This window comes from Bradyrhizobium sp. Ken51 (assembly GCF_055807435.1).
On sequence record NZ_JBVVPB010000043.1, the window covers coordinates 24,099 to 46,190 of the forward strand.

Genomic DNA, 22,092 nt, shown 5'->3' on the forward strand with positions numbered 1-22,092 from the left:
ATGTACAAGACAGACACGTCACGGAAATCGTCGTTTCGCGGCGCGAGCCACGAGTGCTGCACTGATGGGCCGTGCGACTCGGGGCTGCGCAACCAGTATTTCGAAGGTAAGCGCCTGACCGCGGACTCGTTTCGCGTCGAGCAGAGCTACTTGCTCGAGCGGCGCCGGCTGCTGAATCGAGCGATTCACGGCTGGGGCGTTGTGTATGGTTACGCCATGAAGCCAATGAGGGCGGAGAACTGTCGCACCGAGGACGAGTCGGGTTGGCTCGAGATCGGGCCTGGACTCGCGCTCGACGAATGCGGCCGTGAGCTGCTGCTCGCCCGACCTACCTCACTCAGCAAGAAGAACGTCATTCTTCTCGACGGGGAAGGCGCGCGCATGGAGCGGCCGCCTGAGGGGAGTTACGAGCCTTGCGGCAAGCAGCAGCATGGGGAAGAGCGCCCTCGAGCGTGCTGGCGGCTGAGCGCGCACTACGCCGAGCAGTCTGTAGGGCCGATCAAGATCAACGATCCGTGCAGTTGCGTACACAACGAGTGGGATCACGTCTGCGAAACCGTGCGCTTCTCGTTGCAGCTTGTGGACTGGGCGAAGTGCTGCAACCCCTTCGACTGCGAGCTGACCTGTGGCTGCGGGACTGGTCCCTGCTGCGGTGAGCATTCAAAGGAGCCGTCGAAAGACGACGCGAGGCAGAGCAGCGCGCGTTACGAGCCCAAACAGCCTGATGCGCAGAAGAACCCCGTGCATCGCGGCGGCTGCCAGTGTCTGTGCGATTACCTGACAGGTCTGTCAGACACGGAGTGCGGCGGCCTCCGCGAGATCGAGGACCCCTGCGCGCACATTCGCGCGGATCTGTGCCACGGCGTTCCGCTCGCCTGTGTGAGTCTGCGCGAAGGGGATTGTGAGGGCGAGTGGCTGTTCGACCGCTGGATCGAAGCGTGCGGCCCGCGGCGCCTGGTGAAGAGCAACGACGTGCTGTTCGATCTCATCCGCGGATGCGATCTCACGCGCATCAGCGCTATCGGCTGGGCCGGCTGGCACCGTTCGCCGAAGTTGGTCGACTGGGACGATTTCGAGGCCTCATTCGGCGCTCTGAGCGAAAGTGAACTCAATCGCTTGCGCAAGAGCAGGGATCGGGGCGAGAAGTTTACCGTCGTCACTTTGAAATACTGGGTGGAATTCTCGCGGCCGGTGCGGGAGGACACAGTGCGTGCAGACTGTTTCTCCATGACGGTGCTAGGGGAAGAGGACGAGGGCGGTTGGGCCGGAGCGCACCGCGTACCAATACTGAAGGCAGAGACCTGGGCTCCCTCTGGCACTCCGCCGGGGCTCGTGACTCGTGCCACCTTCGTCGTTGATGGACGCTGGCTGTACGATGCGGTCAATGGATCCAAGACGATCTTCGATGAGGATCCGACCACCGTCGAGATCGAGATTCGCGGCGACCTCATCGTGGACTGCAACGGCCAAACGATCGACGCCAACGCCATCGGACTGTCACCTGCCCCGACGGGCAACGGCACGCCGGGCGGCACCTTTTTTTCGACCTTTCTCGTGCAGGCACGCGATTCCCAGTCCCCGCCGGCCGGCTATGACACTTCGCATCGTTCCCAAGGAGTTTGAGCCATGACCACCAACAACCAGCCACTCGCCCGGGCGAAGGGCACCTCCACGCTCGCACGCGCGAAGTTCGGGCCGGGCATGCTGTTGCAGCACGAAGACCTGGAGCAACTGAACGTCTACACGCGCGAGCTCAATCGCTTGATGTTCCGCTCGCTATTCGGCTGCGGCGTCGTGTGCGGCCTCGTCGTCGGCACGGACGTGAAGTGCGGCAAGGTGAACGTGACGGTGGGTAGCGGGCTGGCTCTCGATTGCCAGAGCGATCCCATCTACGTGCCGAAGCCGCAGAGCATCCTGCTCGAAGAGGACTGCGACCCCAACATCGACAGCCCGCTCTGGGTCGTGCTGTGCGGAACCGAGAAGTGCTGCGCGCCGCGCACCTCGATGTGCTCGTCGGATGACGATGATGCGGCCTCCGTCTGCACGCGGGAGCGCGATGGGTTCGAGATTCGCATCATGCGCTCGCGCCCACAGTGTACTTGCAGTTGCCCCGACTCCGGTTCGGATGCCGCGGCGTACGAGGTGCAGCGTCGCGAGCACAAGAGCGAATGCTGGTGTGTGGATCCGAATGATCCGTGCTACCGCGACCACTACGCCGGCAAGTGCGGCTGCGACTGCGAGGATTGCGAGGCCTGCGATTGCGTGCTGCTCGCTCGCCTCGATCGCGACGACAGCAAGCAGGACTATTACCCCGTGTGGAAGCCGGATCATCGCGTGCGTCGCTTCATCCGCCCGATGCTGATGCGCGATCCGCAAGTGCAGATCGACGAGAAGAAGCGGAAGCGTCCCGACGCGAAGGGGTACGAGCAGGAGCAGGAGGAGAAGCGACAGTTAGAAGAGGGACAGCAGGACCAGAGGCAGCACGAGCCGGCGCAGGCGGCGCGGGAGGCCGCCCCCTCAAGCACGAAGCCTTCGCGCAGGTCTTCGACCAAGCGCAACTCGCTCGTGTAGTCGTCCGCTGTGGGAGATCGGCCTCCACCGGTGCGGGCACCCGCCATCGCGGAACGGCGGCCGGCTGCGGTTGCGGGCGCCGAGCCGGTTGCCGTCGCTGCGCGCACGCCCGCGTCAGCCACGCGCTCCTTGCAGAAGCGGTTCGGGAATCGCGGCACGCAGGCGCTGGCGGCTCGAGTCGTCGCGCGTGCGACTGCGCACGGCGGCCCGTCGCAGGGCATTGGCGGCTCGGGCCAGCTCACCCTAAGCCAACCCCTCGATGCTCACGAGCGCGAAGCCGACCGGATGGCGAATATGGTCATGCGCACGGCGTCAACGCCATCGAACGGTGCTCGTCTCACTAGCGCTTCGGCCGGCTTGGTGGAGCAACGACGCTGCGCTGACTGCGAGGGGGAATCCAAGCAGCTCGAGGTTCAAAGAAAGGAAACCGCCGCCGACACGCCGCAACTCACGCCTGCGGTTTCAGCCAGCATCAACGCGCTGCAGGGTGGTGGCAGGCCGCTGCTTGCGTCCACGCGCGAATTCTTCGAGCCACGCTTTGGGGCCGATTTCAGTCAGGTGCGGTTGCATACCAACGCGCAGGCTGCTGACACAGCAAGGTCGATCAACGCAAAGGCCTTTACCGTCGGGCGGGACATCGCTTTCAGCGCAGGTCAGTACGCGCCTGAATCGCGTGAAGGGCAGCTTTTGTTGGCGCATGAGTTAACACATGTGGTGCAGCAGGAAGGCGCGCAGTTGCTGCAGGCACAAACGCAGGCGAAGGAAGGGGCGGCCACCGGTGGGGCCTCGTCGGAGCGGGGAAAAGGGTCTTTGAATTTCCTATCCACGCTGGACTCGCCCGCAGCGGTGCTCGAGATGCAGACCCTCGTCGGCAACCGGGTCGTGGCCCGGCTGATTGAGAACCGCATGCCGCAGCCTGGGGGCGGTCTTGCGGGAGGCGGTGCGCCCGCGGCCGGCTCGCCCGGCCGGAGGGAGGCACCTCCGCCCTCGCGCTCCCCCTCACCTGCGGGTGCGCGTGGCGGGACGGCCGCCGAGCCGCGGCCTACTCCGGGAGCGGCCGGAGGAACGACCGCTTCAGTGGCAGGCGGGGCGGCTTCTGGCGCCGGCTCGGTACCCGCCGTTACGGCGGTCGACGCCGTCTCGGGTGCTGGCGGCACCACCCCGGCCGCGGGCGCCGCCGCGAGCGAGGCTGGAGCCGCGCCGGCGACCCCGCTGCCCGCCCCCATCGCGGCCCTGCAGAACCTGACTGCATCGACGGCGCCGGGGATGACGAGCGTGGCTGGGGTCGCCGTCAGCACGCTCGGAAACCAGCTCTCGGTCAAGGCCTACGACAAGGCTCCGAAGGGCCCGATGCCCACGGGCCTGCCGACCGGCCCCGAACCGGTGCTCCCGCAGGGGCCGACCATCCCCGAAGCGCGCGACGTCACGCCCGCCGGCGATCCCGAGTCGCCCGGGGCGATCGAGGCGGCCGCTCAGGGAGGCGCGACTCAGCTCGAGGGCGGACGGCGCGCCGCCGAGCAGGCCGCCGCCGGCGACATGGGCGTCGGCGCGCTCGCCCCGACGGAGCAGCCGGACGAAATCCCGGAGCTCGGCCTGAAGTTCGTCCTCCCCACCGGAGGTCCGCAGCCGATCGACGCCATGGCGGACCCCGAGGTCGCGGACCTGCTAGAGCGCGTCCACGGCAAGGAGGGGCGCGAGACGGCAGCGCGAGAGCTCAGCCCCGCCCAGTCGATGCTGGCCGACGGCGAGCAGACGATCGACAGTCAGCAAACCGAGGCGGCGGAGCTCCTTCGCACCGAGAACGAGCGGGGCACGCTCGAGCAGGTGGCCGTTCGCGAGGAGGCGCGGATGGCCGTCGAGCAGGACAAGGCCAAACTGCGCGAGGAGAACACCAAGGCGATCGAAGAGTACGAGCGCGAGGTGTCCTCCGAGAAGACGACGGCGGAGGCGGAGGTGCGCAAGGCCAAGGAGGATGCCCGCAAGGCCGAGGAGCAGGCCCGCAATCAGCCCGAGGAGGACGACGAAGCCTGGTACGAGTGGGCGTGGAGCAAGGTCAAGAGCGGCGCCAAGGTCGTGGCAGGTGCGGTCAAGGACGCGGTGGTCGCGGCGTACCGGTTCGTCAAGGACTGCGTGAAGCGCTTCTTCTCCAAGGTCCGCGAGCTCGTGAACCGCGGCATCTCGAAGATCCGCGAGATCGGCGGTCGGATCTACCGCGCAATCCGCGCCAAGGTCAAAAGCGCGCTCAACAAGATTAAGGACATAGCCCGCCGCATCGGATCCTTCGTCAAGGACCTCGTCAAGCGGGTGGGCTCCTTCATCAGCGACATCGTGGGCCGCATCGTCGGCTTCTTCAAGGACATGATCGGCCGGATCGCCGACTTCTGGCGCAAGGTCTGGGCGTTCGCCGTCAAGGTCAAGGAGCTCATCAAGCTCATCGCGAACGGCGTCATCCAGGTCTTCGTTGACCTGATCGAGAACACGAGGGCGGTCATCGCCAAGGTGAAGGGCTCGATCCAGGAGTTCATCAACAACACGCCCGCGAAGATCCAGGAGGTCTACGACAAGCACATCGCCCCGCTGCTCAATGACAAGCGCGGGCCGGGCGGCCATGAGCCAGAGGAAAGGAGCGCATCGGCCGACTCCGGACTAGGGGGCGTCGTCGCCAGAGCCTTCATTCAGCGGCAGGAGGCCGAGCAGGAAGAGGAAGTCAAGGAGACGCACTCCGAGGGCGTCTGGCGCCACCTCAAGGTCCGCGGCAACTACTTCGTCGACAACTGGTGGGGCGTGGTGCAGGACGCCCTCTTCGAGATCCTGGTGCCGGGCGTCGCGATCTATCGCCACGCCCCTGCCATGTGGAAAAAAGTGGTGGAAGCCTGGGACGCCTTTCGAGCCGGCAAGCCGTCCCAGGGTTGGGACGCCGTGCTGGACGCGGCACGCGAGCTGTGGGCCATGGTGGGCGTCTTCATCGCACAGGTGTCGATCGCGGCGTTCATCATCGGGTCGGTCCTGGGCACTCCGATCGTCGGCGTCGCGGCGCTCACTGCGATCGGCTTGGGCGTCATCGCCATCGACATCGCGCTGCAGGCTGCGACGATCGCGAAGGCGGTCTCCAACTTCGACGACGCCGACGAGGACGAGAAGCGGCTCGAAGCCGACTACGGCCGCGTCGCGGACTCCTCTATCGCGATCGCGATCATGATCGTCCTCGTCGCGCTCGGGGCGGTCGCCAAGGTCACAGCGACCGCGCTCCTCCGCCGCTTCCCGGCCCTCGGGCGGATCGCCGAAGGACTCAAGGCCAAGGTGAGGGGAAAGCTGGGCATCAAACCCAAGCGGCCGCCCGAGATACCGAGCAAGCTCAAGAAGGTCGAGGTGACTCCACCGCCGTCGAGCCATCCGACCCGCGCCCTGCTGCCCAATGACGACGCCCGGATCGCATTCGACAAGTGGATGGAGGGCAAGCCCCCGCAGGCCATCAAGGCACGGGTCGAGGGCAAGACGGTCCCCGAGGTGATGGACCTGATCAAGAAGGAGCTCAAGTGGGTCGCCGAGCAAAAGGCGATTAGGGCCCACAACGCGTTGTGGGAGGGCGAGATGCTCGATCCGAAGATGAAGAACGGGCCTGTGCCGGACCCGCGCGGGGACGTGCGCACCCGCTGGAACGACAAGCCGCCCGCGGAGGTCGACGAAGGCTTGCGCCTCAGCAAGAACACGGGCGAGCGCGTCGAGCTGTTCGGCGACGACTACCCCGGCATCGACGGCACGCTCGGGCAGCCTCCGCGACCGCTCCAGCTCAAGGCGGTCCCTGCCACCGTGGGCATCGAGAACATCCCGCGGGTCGCCGGCGATGCTCTGGACAAGGCTCTCGGACACGGCTTCTCGCGGGTCGAGGTCAGCATCGAGGCGCCGGGCCGGACCGTCGCCGAGGTCAAGGCGGCGTTCAAGGCCAACCCGCCCGGCACCCTGACCGCGCAGGGCAAGGTCCACCCGTTCGTCGACCCCGCGCATACCTTCAACAAGGGCGTCAGCCGCGTGCGCGTCTGGTGCACAGACGGGGTGTTCGAGCCAACAAGCTTCACCCCCGTGCCGCCGCCCGTGCACCCGAACCTCGATCCCGACAAGGCGAAGGACGCTGACAAGGACAGGGTCCCCGCCGGCGCAGCGTCCGGCGGCTGATACTGTCGATGGCAAATTGCTGATTTAGACATGCATGCGCAAGCGTCGCTCTCAGTAACTTGATGGGCCAATTTGGATTCATGGATCATTGTCTTGTACTTGGGAATACATCCCGCGATGAACTTGGATAACGCCCACGAGCGCGCGTTGCGCTGGACGGTGGTCTTCCGGATCTCGTTGCGTGCCCGCTGTCCTGCGGTTGGATCCAGTATCGCGATAGCAGCTCGGGATATGGGCATCGAGCGGGACCGTTCTCGAAGCCATGGCAGCGACCAGTATCTCGACAACGCGGGGCGCAATCAAGCCTTCGGGCATCTTTACGATGGGCAGGACGCTCCCAACGTGACCGCACACGACCGCGGAAACTATCGTTTCAGGTTAAGGTGATCGTTGTGTGCAACGGCAACAAGCAGATGCGCGTCGCCCATTCTCAGGGTGCACTGGTTGTAATGACGCGCGTATCGAGGTATGGAGTGCGGATTTCGCAGAACGACGGACGTCAGGATGGAAACGCCCTAGAACTGAGGACGGATACCGAGTGTACATACCATGATCCGCGAGTCCAAAGAACATAACGCGGCTGATACTAGGCGCCGCTCTCCGAGTCCCTCTTTGATCACCCGCAAGTCGAGGGAGCCCGAGTCCGACAGGGCCGGAACGCTGAGGCAGCGTGTCGGGAACCAAAGCATTGAACGCCTGATGCGCGAGATGTCGTCCGGCGACTCCAGTGGTTTGGCACCGCTTCGTGCTCCTTCGATCCAGACGAAGCTCGCGATCAGCAAGCCCGGCGACGCGCATGAGCGGGAAGCCGATCGAGTGGCAGATGCCGTGATGCGGATGCCCGCGAATGACGTAGCAATCGTCGCCTCGAACGCATCGCCGGCCAAGGTGCAACGAATGTGCACCGACTGCGAGGAGGAGCAGAAGCACCAGGCGATTCCGCAGGTGCAGAGGAAGGAGCAGGCCGCCGATTCGCCGTCCCTGGCATCACCCGTGGCGACGAACATTCAGGCCCTGCGCGGCGGCGGCAGCGCGCTCCCTGCGGCGACCCGCGCGTTTTTCGAGCCCCGGTTCCGCGTGGACTTCGGCAACGTGCGCGTGCACACCGGCGCGCGAGCAGAGGAAGCGGCCGAGTCGATCAGCGCGAAGGCGTTCACGGTAGGGAACGACATTGCATTTGGCAGCGGCCAGTATTCGCAGGCGTCACACGAAGGGCGAAAGCTGTTGGCCCATGAGTTGACACACACGGTGCAGCAAGGAGAGTCGGAGTCTTCGGGCGCCAACGTGCAGCGTGATTTGCTTGACGACCTTACCGAGGGATTGACCGGTGCCGGGGAGTCCTTTGTAGCAGATGCAGAATCAGCCGTCTCTGCGGTCTCAAGCGAAGTTGGTTCCGTTGTCGAGAGTACTGTGGACGCGGTGACATCCGCAGTCTCAACCGGCGAACAGACAGTTGGCGGGATAGTCGAGTCGGCGCAACAGCAGCTTGGTCCAGTTTTGGATGCGGTTCCGCCGGTTCATCAACCAAGCGAGACCCAGGAGTTTCAAGTTGATTGGAATAGTTCACCGGCGTTGATCCTGAAGGCCTGGGCACTTCACCTGGATCCGCAGATCTTTCGCGATGCGCGTGGGAAGTCACCCGCAGTCCTCTTCAGTCAGATTGATTTTCCGCCGCACATATTGGAAGCGGCTGCGGAGTTGGCAAGACAATCACGATCGGCTACTCCCAGTCCTGTGTCCACGCCGAGTCCAGTCTCCGGGCCGGTATCGGGTCCGGTGTCCACAGGTCCGGTCTCGGGTGTTCGACCAGTTGCCGGAGCGGGCGGCGGTATCGGACTCGGCGGCGCAGCAGTATTTGTCATTGCCTTCATCATCGGTTTCTTGCTTCCATTCCTGATTGGATACGTGATCGAGCATTCCGAAGAGACCAGTCAGGAACCCGATCCGGATGTGATATTGCCTCCTGGCGGCGTGGGATCGACAACCGATCCCAGTGGCGACGCTGGAGTTCCCACTCCATCTTCCAGACCCACGCCAAAACCGGATCCGGATCCAAAAAGAGACTCTCGCGAGGAAAAGTGTCGAGAGCTGTTTAGAGGGAGTCTGAATAATCCAGCTCAGGCAGATCCGCTCGAGTGCGATGGGATCAGCCTGGAACAGGTACTCGAACAGAATCTGCGCAAGCCGAAATTCATGCTCGACAATCCGGGCAGGTTCAAATTCGGCAAACCCAAGGCATCACAGAAAGTTGAAGAGGCCGAGGCATGCGGGGGAGGTCCAGGGCAAACCATTCATGTACCCATCATTGATAAAAACACCAATTCCCCTGTTGAAGATATAGAGGTCAGCATTTTTGAATGCGCTTGTTGTGATGAAGAGGGAAATTTGAGCGTCGTATTTGAAAACCCGCACATCTCTTCGGGGAAGTAGTGAATTGCATCAGCTAAAATTTAATCTGACAGCGGTGTCTTGGTTCCCCACGGCGAATCGCAAGCCGAGGCGGGGCGCGGAGCGGTCGGGTGGCGAAGCGCCCCGCCTCGGCGCATTGGAGGACACCATGACGACTGAACAGAAGATCATCCGCGCCAAAGTTGGGCTGTTGGAACTTGCCAAACAGCTCGGCAATGTGAGTCAAGCCTGCAAGATGATGGGCTATAGCCGCGACAGCTTCTATCGCTTCAAGGAGCTTTACGACAAAGGCGGGGACCTTGCTCTGCAGGAGATCAGCCGCAAGAAGCCGGTGCTCAAGAACCGGGTGCCGCAGGAGATCGAGGACGCCATTGTTGCGCTCGCCGTCGAGCGACCGGCCTTCGGGCAGGTGCGCATCGCCAACGAGTTGGGCAAACGCGGGCTCACCGTGTCGCCGGCTGGCGCACGGGCCGCGCGGCTCGGGCTTCCTGCTTTGGGGGCTGGACACGCTATCCGCCGCGGCAGAACAGTTCAAGCTCGGCGATGCGGTGCACGCGCGCGTCGATCTCGGCGCGTTTCATGCGCGCGACGCGTAGCGGCGAGGCGATGTTCTCGAACACCGTGAAGTTCGGATAGTTGATGAACTGCTGATAGACCATCGAGACATTGCGCAGCTGCACCGCAACGCCGGTCACGTTCTTTCCGTCGAACCAGATCTCGCCGGCGGTCGGGCGCTCCAGCCCTGCCATCAGCTGCATCAGCGTCGTCTTGCCGGAGAGCGTCGTGCCGAGCAGGATGTTGAAGCCCTCCTCGGCGAGCCGCAGGCTCGTTTCATGGATGTGCGTCTGCGTACCGATCCGCCTGACGCTGTTCTGCGGTGCCGATCCGCGGCGTCTCAAGGAACAGTGCCTCGCGCGCAACCTCGCTAATCGTGACCTTGAACTTGATGGCGACGAATTCCCGGATATTGTCCTCCCATGCGTCCGCCTCGTGGCGGGCCTCCTGCTCGCGCAGCATGTGCTCGCGCTCGAATTCCCGGTCCGGCCACCACGGCTCCCCGGCCTGATAAAGATGCACCGCTTCAGCGAAAAGCTGGTCGCGGTCCGCCTTCAGCCCATCGACGTCGATCTCGCCAACCCTAACCGGTCAGAACCTGCGGCCGCCGGTCTCATCGCGCAGATAGGTATCGCGATTGGTGCTGCCGATAAATACGCATTGACGTGGCTCAATTGCTTCCATGCGGCCGTAGCTCGGTCGGTAGCGTTCGACCGTGCGGGTGATGAAAGCCTTGAGCAGTGTCGTCTCGGCGCGGCCCATCGCGTGCATTTCGGAAACTTCAATCAGCCATTTGCCTCGCAGGTGCTGTGACACGTCCTTGCCGACGGTCACATCGGGCAGGTTGTCCGAAAACCACCTGTCGCCGAGAATTGCGCACACGGTCGACTTGAGCGCACCCTGTGGCCCTTCCGATATGAGCATGTGGTCGCTCTTGCATCCGGGGGCTAGCACCCGTGCCACCATGCTGATCAGAAACATCCGGCCAATGGTCCGCGTGTATGGATTCGACTCGACGCCGAGCCTTGTCGTCAACCAGTGATCGAGCCGCCCGACTCCGTCCCAGCGCAGCGAAGCAAGATAGGCGCGCACGGGATGAAACGCGTTTTCGGACGCCCGCACAGAGATCGCGTCGTGGACAGTGTTCTTGGCAATGCGTTTCAGTCCGGCATGCTGCAACCATGTCTGCACGACAACGACATCATTGTCATCCACCGGCCTGACTTCGAAGTGCGGGTCTCCGCTAATCTCGTGCAGCAGCAGCGGTGCACGCAGCATTTCATTGAAGGGGAAGATCGATGATGATCTCGGTCGTTCAGCCGCCGGCGGCGTACAACGCGCCGGTTTCGAGCGAATGGTAGCGGAGGTTTGCCTTGGTAAGGTTGGTGCGGTTTGCGCCCGCGAGGTCTCGCGCTTCGCCCGCAACAGCCGGGATTAGCAGCAACTGATCGAGATGTGCCGCGTGGTCGATACCGTTCTGGTCGATCAGGAGACCATCTATGCGCCGAGGCACGGCAACGAGCGCCTGCTGCTCGGGCTCAAGGGCAGCCTCAACGAGTACGAGCTGGATCTGTTGCGCCAGCGCTCGCTCTCGGCCCGCTACGAGAAGGCGCGCCGGGGCGAGTTGGTTGTGGCAGCGCCCGTCGGCTTCATGGGCCGGCGACTGTTATGAGAAAGACCCAGATCGGCGTGTCTAGGAAGCGATTAAGCTGGTGTTCAACAAGGTCGAGGAACTGGGCAGCGCGCGACAGGCGCTCTGCTGGCTCCACGAGTACAAACTCGATCTGCCGGTGAAGCAGACCAACGGCGACACGGCCTGGCGGCGACCGAGCTACTCTGCCATCCACCGGATCATTGAGAACCCGGTCTACGGCGGCGCCTATGCCTATGTAAGACAGCCCAGAGTACTTAAAATACAAAGATGCCAAGTGAATCTGTACCATGCCAGGAAGGTGTTCCGAAAAGGGTTGACGTGAACGATCAAGCATCGCGACCGCTTCCCGAAAACTATTGAAGCCTCGACGTGCCAGGGCGGCTTTCAAGGTTTGTATTCCGACTCAGGATGCGGCAATTACGCAGCACGAGCAGGCGATAAAGTCGCTCGACGCAGTCGCCGACGTTGGCATCAAGTTAGCTACGACACTTGTTGGTTTGGGCGCAGCGATTCTTCCAGGCTTTAGGTCGGGGTTTATCGCCTAGGGCGCGTCGGCAAGCTGTCTAAGTCACCTGCACTCTCTCGACGTTTCAGGACCTTTGTGATTTGGCCCACACAAAGTTCAGACTAATTACTCTACGCTACTCGGTTTTCGGGGTACGACGTGGACGATGGGTTCTGTAGGAAAAGGAAGGACCGTATGTGTCAGCGGACATCGCTCAAGCCATCGTGGCGGCCTACGGTCCAGACCGAAATCCTTATATCGCGCTCTATTCCGTCTACATCGGTCAGGATGGTTTCGTGTATGTAAAGTTTGCGCCGCCACCTGAGGGGATAAGCCATGGCGCCGCCTGCCGGTGATGCGCGCCTGGGAGAACAGGCCGACAAGCTCTACGGGCTGTACGAACGCAAGGCCAGGGCCTTTCGCACAGCGCTGATCAGCGTCATGAGCCTCATCACCATCGTCCTGGCCCTGGTTTTCTATCCGTACGTGACATTCCGCGGCGAGCGCTACGCGCTCGAGGCGGAGAAGGAGAAGATCGGCACGGCGCTCGCGAGGGCCGAATGGGTTCTGGCGGAAGCCGCCAAGGAGAAGGAGGAATACCACCAAACGATGCAAAGCGTTGGCCGTCGCCTTAGCGATCTCCGCCCGGCCGCCCTGCAGACGGCCGCGGCGGAGCACGCGCGCATCCTGGGGGACATCAAAACAGCGCTCGCTGGAGACCCGGCGTTCGATGACTGGCTTTCCCTGGCCACGGCCGGCAAGGAACCGCCCTTGGACCTCCGGCAGCGCCATCCGGAACTGCGGCAGGGCGGGAGCAAGCCCTGCTTCTGGCTGATGGGCGATGTGTGGCTGCGCTGTGCGCTCAAGGAAGCGCTGTCCGAGGTCGACAGCGCGGGGGTCAACCAGTACCAGCTCAGCCACGTCACCGAACTGCGCCGGCACCTGTTCCGCGATTTGGCGGACGCACTTGGCAAACTGAGGAACTCGTTCGCGGCTTATCTGCTTAGCGGCGAGACGACCTGGCGGCTCGACGCGGCGGCCATCGCCGCCGGCATGTCGGAACGGCTTCCGGTACATTTGCGCGCGAATTCCGGCGACTGGACGAGGCAGCTGGATATCCCGGGCACGCTGAAGGAGCAGACCGCGCGCTATGTGGGCCTCTATCTGCAGCTCCTAGAAGCGAACGATCGCTATGTCATCGAGACCAACCACAGGCTGCAAAATGACGTGCTGAATCTCGGCAGGGAAAAGGCGCGTATCAAGGGCGAGCTCCACGTCATCGTCACCAAGCTGGAGGTGCTAAAGGGGCTTCAGGACGTCGAGACACCGTTCGGCACCCTGCCGGTCGGCATCAACGAACTGGTGCTGCTGTTCCCGATTCTGGTCGCCGCCAGCTTCATGTTCACGGCGTCGCTCTTCGTCGAGAGCCTGGAGCTGCGCGGGGAATACCACCTATTGACCCGCCTCACCGACCCCGACGGCGAGGCGCTGCCGGACCGGCGTGTAGCCTTGATCGCGCCGCTGTGGATCGATCCCTTGAAGCCCGTGGCCCACCGCGTCTATCGCGGCGTCATCCTGGGCCTGCCAGTCCTGGCCTTTATGGGCGCCATCTGGCTGCTGGCCCGGAACGGCCTGCTGACGGGTCCGTTCATCAAGGAAGCGCGGCTCAACGAGGTCATCTATTTCGGCCTCTATATCGCCAGCGCGGTGGCGATCCTGGAAGGGAGCCGCCGCACTGCCCGAGCGCTCAGGCGGCATGTCGTAAATGGGTGGATGGAAGTGGAGCCAAAAAGTCAGTCCGACCACAACGAACCTTAAGCGGGCTGACGCCGAATGTCCTTCACCACTCGTGCAGCCGGCGCTTTATCCGGTCCGGATTTCTGCTTCATCTTCGCTCCTTGCGGCTACGATGAACCAGAAATCCTCCCTCCGTGAAGTCCCTCAGCTTGTCTCATGGGTGCTGACGGGGAACAACTGTCATGTCTTTGTTGCGGCACGCGCCCGCCCTCAGAAGTTTCGCTGTGACGTCCTGTATCGATTTCTTCCCTACCTTGGGCTCGGGCGCCACGAATGGAAAGACGTGGAATACCGGTGCAGCCGAGCGGCGTAAGCCCTGGTTCATGATTGGTTATCAGCAGAAACTTGAGAGACTTACCAGGATATCAAGCCGCTTTGACGGCTTCCTCAGATCATACGCAAGCCTTGCTTTGGTCGTTCTGCGGCGGCTTGTCCTCGGCAAAGTAGAAATCGGCGGTTCGTTGACCACCGACAGAGTTATGCGTTGATACGGCCTGCTGCTTTGGCCTCTGCGGCATACGACGACAGCGGCTTGTCGGCGACGAAGTGCCGATCTCGCTCGACGGGCAACCCTAGCTTTCCTCTTAATTGCGTGATTTCAGCAAGGCTGACATAACCAAGTTCGCAAGCCCAGGTCACAGAGACAGAACAAGCGATCCGGATCATCGGGGTCGACTTCGCTGATGAGCCATATCGCGCCGGCGTCCGGCGTGAACAATTTGACCACGGCCGATGGTCCGTGGCCGGAAGAAGCGCGTTCACTAGAAGTTCGACGCGGTCCGCGACCGTGAGAAGGGGGTCGTTTTTCATTTAACCGCCTTCGGGTTTATTCGAGACTGCGCGCTGCCTTTTGCGGTGGTCCTGCCTGTCGATTTCGTCCCGCCGCCGATCAAATCACCTTTGTAGGGTGTAAACCGCACCGCGCTTTGCGACCAAACCAAAGCTTGCGACGAGAATGATCGCACGCGCCATGGCCGCGCCTGACCCATTCAAGTGGGTTGCAGGCGATACGGTCTACGGTGTCGGTGACATCGAACAGCAACTGCGTCGCGCAGGCAAAGGATATGTGCTCGGGGTCAGCAGCGCGCATATATTTCGATCCTGGGGCAAGCGTCGATCCGTCGCCGGCACCGCTGCCGACATCGCCCGGACGCGGCGCGCATCCGACTGGAAACGCCTGTCAGCAGGGGCCGGAACCAAAGGACCGCGGCTGCATGATTGGTGCTATCTAGAATTGGCCGATCTGGTCGGAGAATCAATCGACGAAAATCCGGGCCCTTGGACACGCGGTCTGCTGATCCGTCGTCGTATCGCCGATGGCGATCTCGCCTTCTTCACCACCTGGTGCCCGGCGGCAACATCGATCGAAACACTGGTGGAGGTCGAAGGCCATCGGTGGGCAATCGAGGACAGTTTTGAGACCGCCAAGAACGAGTTCGGGCTCGACCACAACGAGAGCAGACCCTGGCATGGCTGGCATCGCCACGTTTCCATGGTGATGCTCGCCTTCGCCACGATGGCGGTGATCCGCCATCGCGCTAATCCGCCGCCGCCAAAAAAACCAAACGCCGAGCCACGGCAGAAGCCAAACCAAAGCCACGCCGTCGTTGATCCGATGGTCAATCCAGGAAGTCCGCCGCATTGCCATCAGGCTCGCGCGAAAGCGGATCCAACCCGCACACATCATCGCATGGTCACTCTGGCGTAGAGCTCATCAGGCGGTCGCTCAGCGAGCCCACCTCAAAGCGAAACGGCAACTGTAATGCTAGATATAGATAGCTGGCCCTCAGCGTCCGTTCGGAAAATTTTTCCCGCATTTCCGTAGTTGAGTTGCACTCTCCGAAACGCAATGCCTAGACAGTCGGCCGTTAAGAAGTCCATCTGACTGCCGGGATAGCGGCGAATGCCTGCCATAGAGCGATCAGGATCAGGCGCAGCAGAGCCCTCAGCCAGGCGCGAACACGGCGAAGATTGTGGCCGACGGCGGTGAGTGTGACGTTTGCGGCGTCGCCCTCGCGGCCCTTGAGATGGCAGCGGCCGAGGTGGCCGTCGGTCTTCATGTGTCCGATCACGGGCTCGATCGCCGAGCGATGCCGCAGTTCGCGCTTGATGATGCCGAAGACGCCGCGCTTCTGACCAGAGATGAAGACGAGACGCGGATTGGCTGCGTCGTGGCCGCGATAGCCCTTGTCGACATAGGCGCGCTCGATCGCGCAGCCGGTGAGCCGTCGAAGAACAACAGCGCGCGCACGGTGTTGCCGGATTGGTCGAGCGGCAGAAGCGCCTCGGGCTTCACCTGTCACCGCTTTTCGCTTGAGCCGCATCGCCACCGATCATCGTGTCTGCGACAAAAAGGGCACCTTGAATAGACACCGTAAGGCTGTAAGGTGCCTTAATGTGGGCAAAAGACCAGCGACTGGACCGTGGCGATTGCCGAACACATACGGCAATCGAGAACCAGCAGTGATAACCGTTACGCCAGCGACGGAATAAGAAAAACGAGAGTATCCATGCGGGCTCGAACCATCTGCGGATCAGTTCGCTCCGGCCGACCCGGCACTAGACCATTGGAGAATGCCGTCAAGATCGCCCAGCATTCGGAGGCTTGACATGAACGTTGAACTGCAAATCAACAACAGCGCAAGCCCCGCAGCGCGATTTGTCTCATGGGTCCCGTCTCCATGCAGGGTTCGTGTGACTAACCCGTCCGGCGTCGCTACGACCTCCGTCAACCTGACGATCACGGGGGTTTCGGTAGCAAGTGCCGGCGCGGTCGTGTTCAGGAGCGGCACGACGGGAGTATTTTCCAACAGCCTGACGCTGTCAGTCCCAATCAACGGCACCTCCGTGCCTTTTTTTATCGCCGGCAGGTTCGGGCGGCCCAGCGTCAACAACGGCGACGTGACAATCCAAGCCCGCAACGGAGTCACACTGGTCGGCTCGGTTCAGGTGACGGTGCGCATCCGGAAGAATGCCAACGCACTGACGGCGGGAGAACGCAACCGTTTCGTGTCGGCGTTCGCGCAACTCAATAACCAGGGCTTGGGGCGCTTCGCGGACTTCCGCGACATGCACACCGGCGCAGGTGATCTAGAAGCCCACGGTGGCCCTGCTTTTCTCCCTTGGCACCGTGCTTACCTGCTTGATCTCGAACGTGAGCTTCAGGCCATTGACCCAAGCGTGTCACTCCCATACTGGCGCTTCGACCAGTCCGCGCCAAACCTCTTCACACTCGACTTCATCGGCGTCTCCGATTCGCTCGGCACAGTCCATTTCAGCAACACCAACCCGTTCCAGTTCTGGAAAACCGATGGCGTGCAAGGCGTCAACCGCCGACCCCTGAATGGCTGGAATCCGAATACCCAGCCTGGCCCCAGCGTCCGTACCGAGGCGCAGACGCTGGCTCTTGGCGCTCAATTCCCGGCATTCCGAACCATGCAAGGCAACCCGCACGGAACGGCACACACCCGGTGGGGAGGCTCCATCTCCAGTATTGGCACCGCCGCCAAAGATCCGCTGTTCTTCCTGCTTCACTGCAATGTCGACCGGCTTTGGGCGAAGTGGCAGCGCCAGAACGGCCGCTTCAATCCGGCGCAGGCAGCCTCGTACGACAGCAATCCCGGGAATCGAATCGGCCACAAACTTCCCGATACGATGTGGCCGTGGAATGGGATCACCGGCGGCCAGCGTCCTCCAACCGCCCCGGGCGGCACGCTGGCCGCGTCGCCCTGTGTCAGCGCGCCGGGACTACAGCCGCAAGTGCAAGGCACCCTGGACTACCAGGGCTCGCTCAACACCACCTCGCGGATGGGGTTTGACTACGACGATGTGCAGTTCTAGCGCGAGGAGGTGGAACCATGGCTACGAAACGCAAAGCTGCGAAGCGGCCGAAGTCGGCGAAGAAGCGCAGTGCTTCGCCGAGGGTGTCGGCACGCCGCGCGGTGTCCATCGCGACGAATGAGCGAAGAACCGACAAGCAACGAGTTGCGGTCCTCGCGGATTCACCTCTGGCCGCGTGTGAAAACGACCAAGACCTTGAGGCGGTGCTAAACGTCCTGCGCAACAAGGACGAGTCCATGATGATGCGACTTGGGGCGCTCGAATCGCTTCAGGCAGCGAGCTTCAGCGTCGACGCATTTGGGCCGTACCGCGGGGACTACCTTGCCACGTTGCGTAAGATCGCGGACGACCCGGACCCGGAGCTTCGTCAGCGTGTGCTCGGGATATTGATGCGCGAGAAGGACGGCTTTGCACAGAAGAAACTCCTCGAAGGGTTGAAGAACCTCGACAAGGCGCTGGTCCCACCCGAGAAAGCGCTGCAGCTGCTCAGCTATGACGTGCACGCCGAAGTCTATTCGGCAGCGCGCGCTATCGTTAAAAAGCCGCCAAATGACGAGGCCAGGCGAGAGGCCCTGCGATTGCTCGCCGCAGACGCCAGCTCCGCACCGATGTTTGAGAAGCTTCTTCGTGACAAGAATGAATTGCGCGAGATTCGGCAAATATCGGCCTCTGCGCTGCATGCACTCAAGCCCGAAAAACTGCAGGAGCATGCGCGCAAGATCCTGCTCGACAATTCGGACTACGACGACATCAAGGCCACAAGTTTGACCGCGCTCGAACAGTTTGGCGGGGACCAAGCCCTCGGGGACGACAAAGCGCTGCTGAAGAGCGTCGATCGCCTGAGTGCCGGCGAGGGGCCAACGAAATACAAGCAGAGCGCTCGGCGGTTCCTCAGCAAGCACCGTCCGTGAGGTAGCGATCGATGCAGGAGGCCACAACGGCGAGCGCGCAGTCGGAGTCGCAGTTTGCGGCCTTGGTCGACGCGATCGCCGCTGATCCGGGTCGACAAGCGCAGCTGACCAATCTGTTGCGCGAGGACCATCCGCTCTACGACCAGCGCGGTGCGGCGACCGTCGTCCGCATGCGCGGCTGGGTCCTGCTTGCCATCGCACGCGTCGGCCTATCGGAGGCCGCGCTCATTTTCGTGCTTGAAGAACTTGACACTGGAATTGATGGCTATCTCGTCGCGGCAGCCGCTCGCGCACTAAGGTCTTATCCGCAGCCGAACGCTGTTCTCGCTCCATTCGTGATGCGCGCACTCACAAACATCCGGTATCGCGATGAGCCTGTGTCATTCGATACTTATGGTGACTACGCGACGTCGTCAACCGACACGACTCCCGTCCGTGAATTGCTCGCAACATTGGCTTGGCTCGGCCCACACGCACGAAGCGTTCTGCCGGAACTCGAGTCGCTCCGTACACAACGCAGTGAGCTCTCCAGGAGACTGCTGGTTAATCTCGACCGGGCTTTGCGGGCGATCCGCAGTGCTGATCAAACCGATGAGGTTAGTACACACTCATGCTGTGCGCTGCCTAGCGGCCCGACAAACACGTGTTTCCGGAGCTTGAATTCCCGTCCGGGCTGTGAGTCGATCGAGTCAATCATCTTCGAGGATCATCAAGCCGAATTGATCACATTCAAGGAATTCTTCCGTGGGCAGCCGTCCATCGTCGTTTTTTTTTATACGCGCTGCGACAATCCGTTTAAGTGCTCGCTCACGGTCACGAAGCTCGCACGGATACAGAGGTTGCTAGAGGTACAGGGACTTGCCAACCGAATACGCACTGCGGCGATTACCTATGATCCGGCCTTCGATCTCGCCCAACGTCTTCGCGTTTATGGGCAGGACCGTGGGGTGCGTCTGGACACCGACCATCGAATGCTAAGAGCGGCTGACGATATGGATGCACTTCGCAGGCACTTCGAGCTCGGCGTCAACTTCATTGAGTCCCTGGTAAATCGGCACCGCATCGAGGCTTACATCCTTGATGCGGAGGGCCGGATCGCCGCATCCTTCGAACGCATTCACTGGGATGAGGAGCAGGTTGTGGCTCGCGCAATCGAGGTACTAAAGAACAACAAGTATTAGAGCCATTCGAGCCCGCGTCCGGTACCCACGCCACGATGTCTCCCGAGGTGTGACCGGCACCGAGCTGCATGAGTTTGACTTCGCGCTTGCCAAGGTAGAGCGTCGTCTCCTTGGCGAATGCGAGTGTAGGCCAAGTCAGGCCCGGGATGCTCAGCCTGCATGATGGGTGTCCATCAGCAGAATCAAATAACGGATTCAACCGCAACAGTTTCTCTCGGACCCACGCGATGACAACGCTTTAATGTAGTCTAATTGACGAGCGGCAGAGACATTGCCCGCCGGAACGCAATTCTCTCGCCGGATTTGATCAGGCTCATAAAAACCGGGATGAGCGTTCAGATGGACACCAGCTTTCTTCAAGATGAGCTACGGCAAATTGAGAACGAGGTGGTTGCAAGTGAACGGCGACTGGCCGAATCGGGGGCGTTGATCGCCGAAAAGAAACGCCAGGGACTGGACACCGAAAATGAGGAAACTGAGTTGCACGGCATGCGCGAAAGCCAGAGACTTCGGCAGCAGGACCGACAGCGCATTCTCTCGCTGATGCAGCACTAGCGGCCAGATGCTAAGGGGCGCAGGAGTCGCGCGCAAAATTTGCAAATCGAAGGAGCCTGACGAAGCTGAGCCGGTTTCCTTCAGATCGTCGCTGCGGCATTGACGGTTAGCGCTCGCTCCAGTCAGTGCCATTGAGGGAAAGCAGCCACACGCGCTGGTTTTCCCGGATGACCAGCACGCTAGCCGTGTGCTTCACTTCATCAATCCAGTCCGGCCCGAATGGAGCTGCCTGCCGGCAGTCGCCAGACAAAGCTCGTTACGCGGCAGAATGGCGAATCGAACGGGAGAGATTCACATAGGCGAGTGCGGGAAGGGAACCCAAAAAGCGGCGACGCTTTGGTGTGCCCCTAAGGTCGGCGCGAACCGGCGGCCTCACAGCGTCATGCTCTCCTCCAGAAGAGACCTCCAAGATGCTTGGGCCCGCTAGGTGCCGAGGGGGCTCGCATTTGGATCACTCCGCCGCTTTCAGACCCGGTTCGGTCAGTTCATAACGCCAGCCGTGCTTCACGAGCCAGCCCCCTTCGACCATCTTGCGCGCCAAACCCATCGAGCACGCAGGTTGATTGCCTCCCGGGTGATAAAGCCCGTCCTCGCGCTCGACCAAAAAGCCATGCACGCGGGCCAGCCGAAGGGCCTTGCGCATCCTAGGAAATAGAATGATGGACTCCTCGCTCATAATTCTGCCAAGCGACGGAACGAGCTAAGGTTCCTGAGAGAGACTACCCATCCAGGATCGCTCGTGCCGCGCCTAACGGAGTTCCGCTAGAATCTGTGAACCGTCTTGTTGGACGTGCACATTCAAATTCATTGCATTTGTGCCACGCACCGCTGACAAAATGGCTGGGCATAACCGGATGGGTGGCGGTCGTGAATTTCCAGCTATCCATTTTGAAGGTACTTGCTAGCTACCCCAATGGGCTGGCGACGCTTACGGATATCAAACGCGACCTCGCATTTTTGGCAACGAGCGGCGCGGATTGGGCAAGCTACAGCAAGCGGCTGGGTGCTACGCTCCCGTCGTTGGACATCTTCTCCTTGGGCTTTGTGCAAAGATACTCGTTCGGTTGGCGATTGACGGCAAAGGGCGCGGCCGCACTCGAACTTATGAAACAGAAGGTGAGAACTCCCGTCGCTGATGTAGAAGCAGAAGCGGCAACGTCGGAGACCTTGCTGGAAAAGTGTAGGCCTCCGGTAGGGTCCGCTGAAAAGGCTGATCAGCCGAGTAGCTCACCAATTGATCGGCGCGCGCTGTTCACCGTCATCGACGGCGGTCGAAACCAGGCTGCTTAATATTCACAAACGGGATGCCGCGTGCGGCGCGACGGCGACTGGTCTCAGAGGGCGCCCCGCATCTGCGCGCGAGGAAGTTGCTAGCTGACGTGCGGAATGACAGAAATCGCCGGCCTTTGTAAACATGCCTCCGACAAGAGTGGCGTCGTTCACCGGGTTTGCGAGCGGGGACGCTTTTATAGGGAGGTTGCCGATCAGGAGCGCGACCCGGCGTTCGGGGTGAACAAAGCTGCGGGCTAAGCACAGCAACAAGAACAATGCCAACCAGCGCAGCAGGCCGATCGTCGCCTCATGCTAAAGCATCATCACTGCCCAGGGAGCAGCCACGGTCACGGTCTTCCATGATCTTCGCCCGCTACCGTCTTGGACCACGATTGCGGTATAGTAGCCGTGTAGCGGTTGGTCGCCGGCGCCTAAGGCAGGCCCTGCTGGGTACGAGTTAAGCCTCGCCCTATGTCGCGGCCGCACGGCGCTTTTTCGTCCGGGGTCACTTACCGCCAAACACGTTTTTGCCCGAAGGGGTACTTTACCCTACCGCCAGCCCTGTTGAGAGCCTATTTCGCCCTACCGGGGCGCAGCAACGGTCACGGTCTCTTCCATGATCTTCGCCACGCTACCGTCTCGGACCACGATTGCGGTATAGTAGCCGTG

At 61.8% G+C, this 22,092-nt stretch carries 15 protein-coding genes and 6 pseudogenes; 15 read left to right on the forward strand and 6 right to left on the reverse strand.

The features are described from left to right. The 6 genes and pseudogenes from AC0L27_RS37000 to AC0L27_RS37025 form a co-directional block, all read left to right on the forward strand. The gene (locus AC0L27_RS37000) at nt 1-1,623 is read left to right on the forward strand and encodes a hypothetical protein (RefSeq protein ID WP_473322683.1); all 1,623 of its coding nucleotides are present in this window, start codon (nt 1-3) and stop codon (nt 1,621-1,623) included. Between the two features lie 3 nt (nt 1,624-1,626). Next, nucleotides 1,627-2,571: a hypothetical protein gene (locus AC0L27_RS37005; protein WP_473322686.1), complete on the forward strand. Its 945-nt coding sequence runs from the start codon at nt 1,627-1,629 to the stop codon at nt 2,569-2,571. 30 nt (nt 2,572-2,601) lie between these two features. After that, nucleotides 2,602-6,744, forward strand: a complete 4,143-nt coding sequence (locus AC0L27_RS37010; RefSeq protein ID WP_473322688.1) for an eCIS core domain-containing protein — start codon at nt 2,602-2,604, stop codon at nt 6,742-6,744. Between the two features lie 117 nt (nt 6,745-6,861). Next, a complete protein-coding gene (locus tag AC0L27_RS37015; protein ID WP_473322691.1) occupies nt 6,862-7,131 on the forward strand; it encodes a hypothetical protein in 270 nt (89 codons plus the stop codon). Nucleotides 7,132-7,443: 312 nt separating this feature from the next. Beyond that, nucleotides 7,444-9,174 carry an eCIS core domain-containing protein gene (locus AC0L27_RS37020; RefSeq protein WP_473322694.1) on the forward strand — a complete coding sequence of 577 codons (1,731 nt, stop codon included), beginning with the start codon at nt 7,444-7,446 and terminating at the stop codon, nt 9,172-9,174. Nucleotides 9,175-9,301: 127 nt separating this feature from the next. Continuing rightward, nucleotides 9,302-9,625, forward strand: a pseudogene (locus AC0L27_RS37025) (helix-turn-helix domain-containing protein); the annotation flags it as partial. A gap of 37 nt (nt 9,626-9,662) precedes the next feature. Here the strand turns inward: AC0L27_RS37025 and AC0L27_RS37030 are convergent. Beyond that, nucleotides 9,663-10,052 (reverse strand): ATP-binding cassette domain-containing protein, encoded by a 390-nt coding sequence (locus AC0L27_RS37030; RefSeq protein WP_473322697.1) that lies wholly within the window; start codon nt 10,050-10,052, stop codon nt 9,663-9,665. Further along, a pseudogene (locus AC0L27_RS37035) lies at nt 9,985-10,986 on the reverse strand (virulence-associated E family protein). The gene AC0L27_RS37030 and the pseudogene AC0L27_RS37035 overlap by 68 nt, the downstream one beginning before the upstream one ends. A 184-nt stretch (nt 10,987-11,170) precedes the next feature. On the opposite strand from AC0L27_RS37035, the gene AC0L27_RS37040 reads away from it, so the two are divergent. The 3 genes from AC0L27_RS37040 to AC0L27_RS37050 all read left to right on the forward strand — a co-directional run bounded on the left by AC0L27_RS37040 (nt 11,171) and on the right by AC0L27_RS37050 (nt 13,685). After that, a complete protein-coding gene (locus AC0L27_RS37040) occupies nt 11,171-11,380 on the forward strand; it encodes a hypothetical protein (RefSeq protein ID WP_473322699.1) in 210 nt (69 codons plus the stop codon). Between the two features lie 40 nt (nt 11,381-11,420). Then, nucleotides 11,421-11,684: a recombinase family protein gene (locus AC0L27_RS37045; RefSeq protein WP_473322701.1), complete on the forward strand. Its 264-nt coding sequence runs from the start codon at nt 11,421-11,423 to the stop codon at nt 11,682-11,684. Between the two features lie 519 nt (nt 11,685-12,203). After that, nucleotides 12,204-13,685, forward strand: coding sequence for a hypothetical protein (locus AC0L27_RS37050; protein ID WP_473322703.1), 1,482 nt, complete (start codon nt 12,204-12,206; stop codon nt 13,683-13,685). Nucleotides 13,686-14,141: 456 nt separating this feature from the next. On the opposite strand, the pseudogene AC0L27_RS37055 reads toward AC0L27_RS37050, so the two are convergent. Then, nucleotides 14,142-14,391 (reverse strand): annotated as a pseudogene (locus tag AC0L27_RS37055) (DUF2958 domain-containing protein). A 198-nt stretch (nt 14,392-14,589) separates the two neighbouring features. Here AC0L27_RS37055 and AC0L27_RS37060 point away from each other — a divergent pair. Then, nucleotides 14,590-15,225, forward strand: a pseudogene (locus AC0L27_RS37060) (IS701 family transposase); the annotation flags it as partial. Nucleotides 15,226-15,532: 307 nt separating this feature from the next. Here the strand turns inward: AC0L27_RS37060 and AC0L27_RS37065 are convergent. Next, nucleotides 15,533-15,892: pseudogene (locus tag AC0L27_RS37065) on the reverse strand (transposase); the annotation flags it as partial. A gap of 382 nt (nt 15,893-16,274) precedes the next feature. Between AC0L27_RS37065 and AC0L27_RS37070 the strand changes: the two are divergent. Genes AC0L27_RS37070 through AC0L27_RS37080 form a run of 3 tightly spaced genes read left to right on the forward strand, consistent with a single transcriptional unit; the run spans nt 16,275 to nt 19,596 of the window. Continuing rightward, nucleotides 16,275-17,504, forward strand: a complete 1,230-nt coding sequence (locus AC0L27_RS37070) for a tyrosinase family protein (protein WP_473322705.1) — start codon at nt 16,275-16,277, stop codon at nt 17,502-17,504. 17 nt (nt 17,505-17,521) lie between these two features. After that, nucleotides 17,522-18,415, forward strand: coding sequence for a hypothetical protein (locus AC0L27_RS37075; RefSeq protein ID WP_473322707.1), 894 nt, complete (start codon nt 17,522-17,524; stop codon nt 18,413-18,415). 11 nt (nt 18,416-18,426) lie between these two features. Further along, the gene (locus tag AC0L27_RS37080; RefSeq protein ID WP_473322709.1) at nt 18,427-19,596 is read left to right on the forward strand and encodes an SCO family protein; all 1,170 of its coding nucleotides are present in this window, start codon (nt 18,427-18,429) and stop codon (nt 19,594-19,596) included. Between the two features lie 13 nt (nt 19,597-19,609). Here AC0L27_RS37080 and AC0L27_RS37085 read toward each other — a convergent pair. After that, nucleotides 19,610-19,747, reverse strand: a pseudogene (locus AC0L27_RS37085) (MBL fold metallo-hydrolase); the annotation flags it as partial. Nucleotides 19,748-19,935: 188 nt separating this feature from the next. Here AC0L27_RS37085 and AC0L27_RS37090 point away from each other — a divergent pair. After that, nucleotides 19,936-20,151 (forward strand): hypothetical protein, encoded by a 216-nt coding sequence (locus tag AC0L27_RS37090; protein ID WP_473322711.1) that lies wholly within the window; start codon nt 19,936-19,938, stop codon nt 20,149-20,151. Nucleotides 20,152-20,602: 451 nt separating this feature from the next. Here AC0L27_RS37090 and AC0L27_RS37095 read toward each other — a convergent pair whose 3' ends face one another. Then, complete coding sequence (locus AC0L27_RS37095; protein WP_473322713.1) at nt 20,603-20,827, reverse strand: hypothetical protein; 225 nt, start codon at nt 20,825-20,827, stop codon at nt 20,603-20,605. A gap of 191 nt (nt 20,828-21,018) precedes the next feature. Here AC0L27_RS37095 and AC0L27_RS37100 point away from each other — a divergent pair, with 191 nt between their 5' ends. Further along, nucleotides 21,019-21,441 carry a hypothetical protein gene (locus AC0L27_RS37100; protein ID WP_473322714.1) on the forward strand — a complete coding sequence of 141 codons (423 nt, stop codon included), beginning with the start codon at nt 21,019-21,021 and terminating at the stop codon, nt 21,439-21,441. The last annotated feature ends 651 nt before the right edge of the window (nt 21,442-22,092 follow it).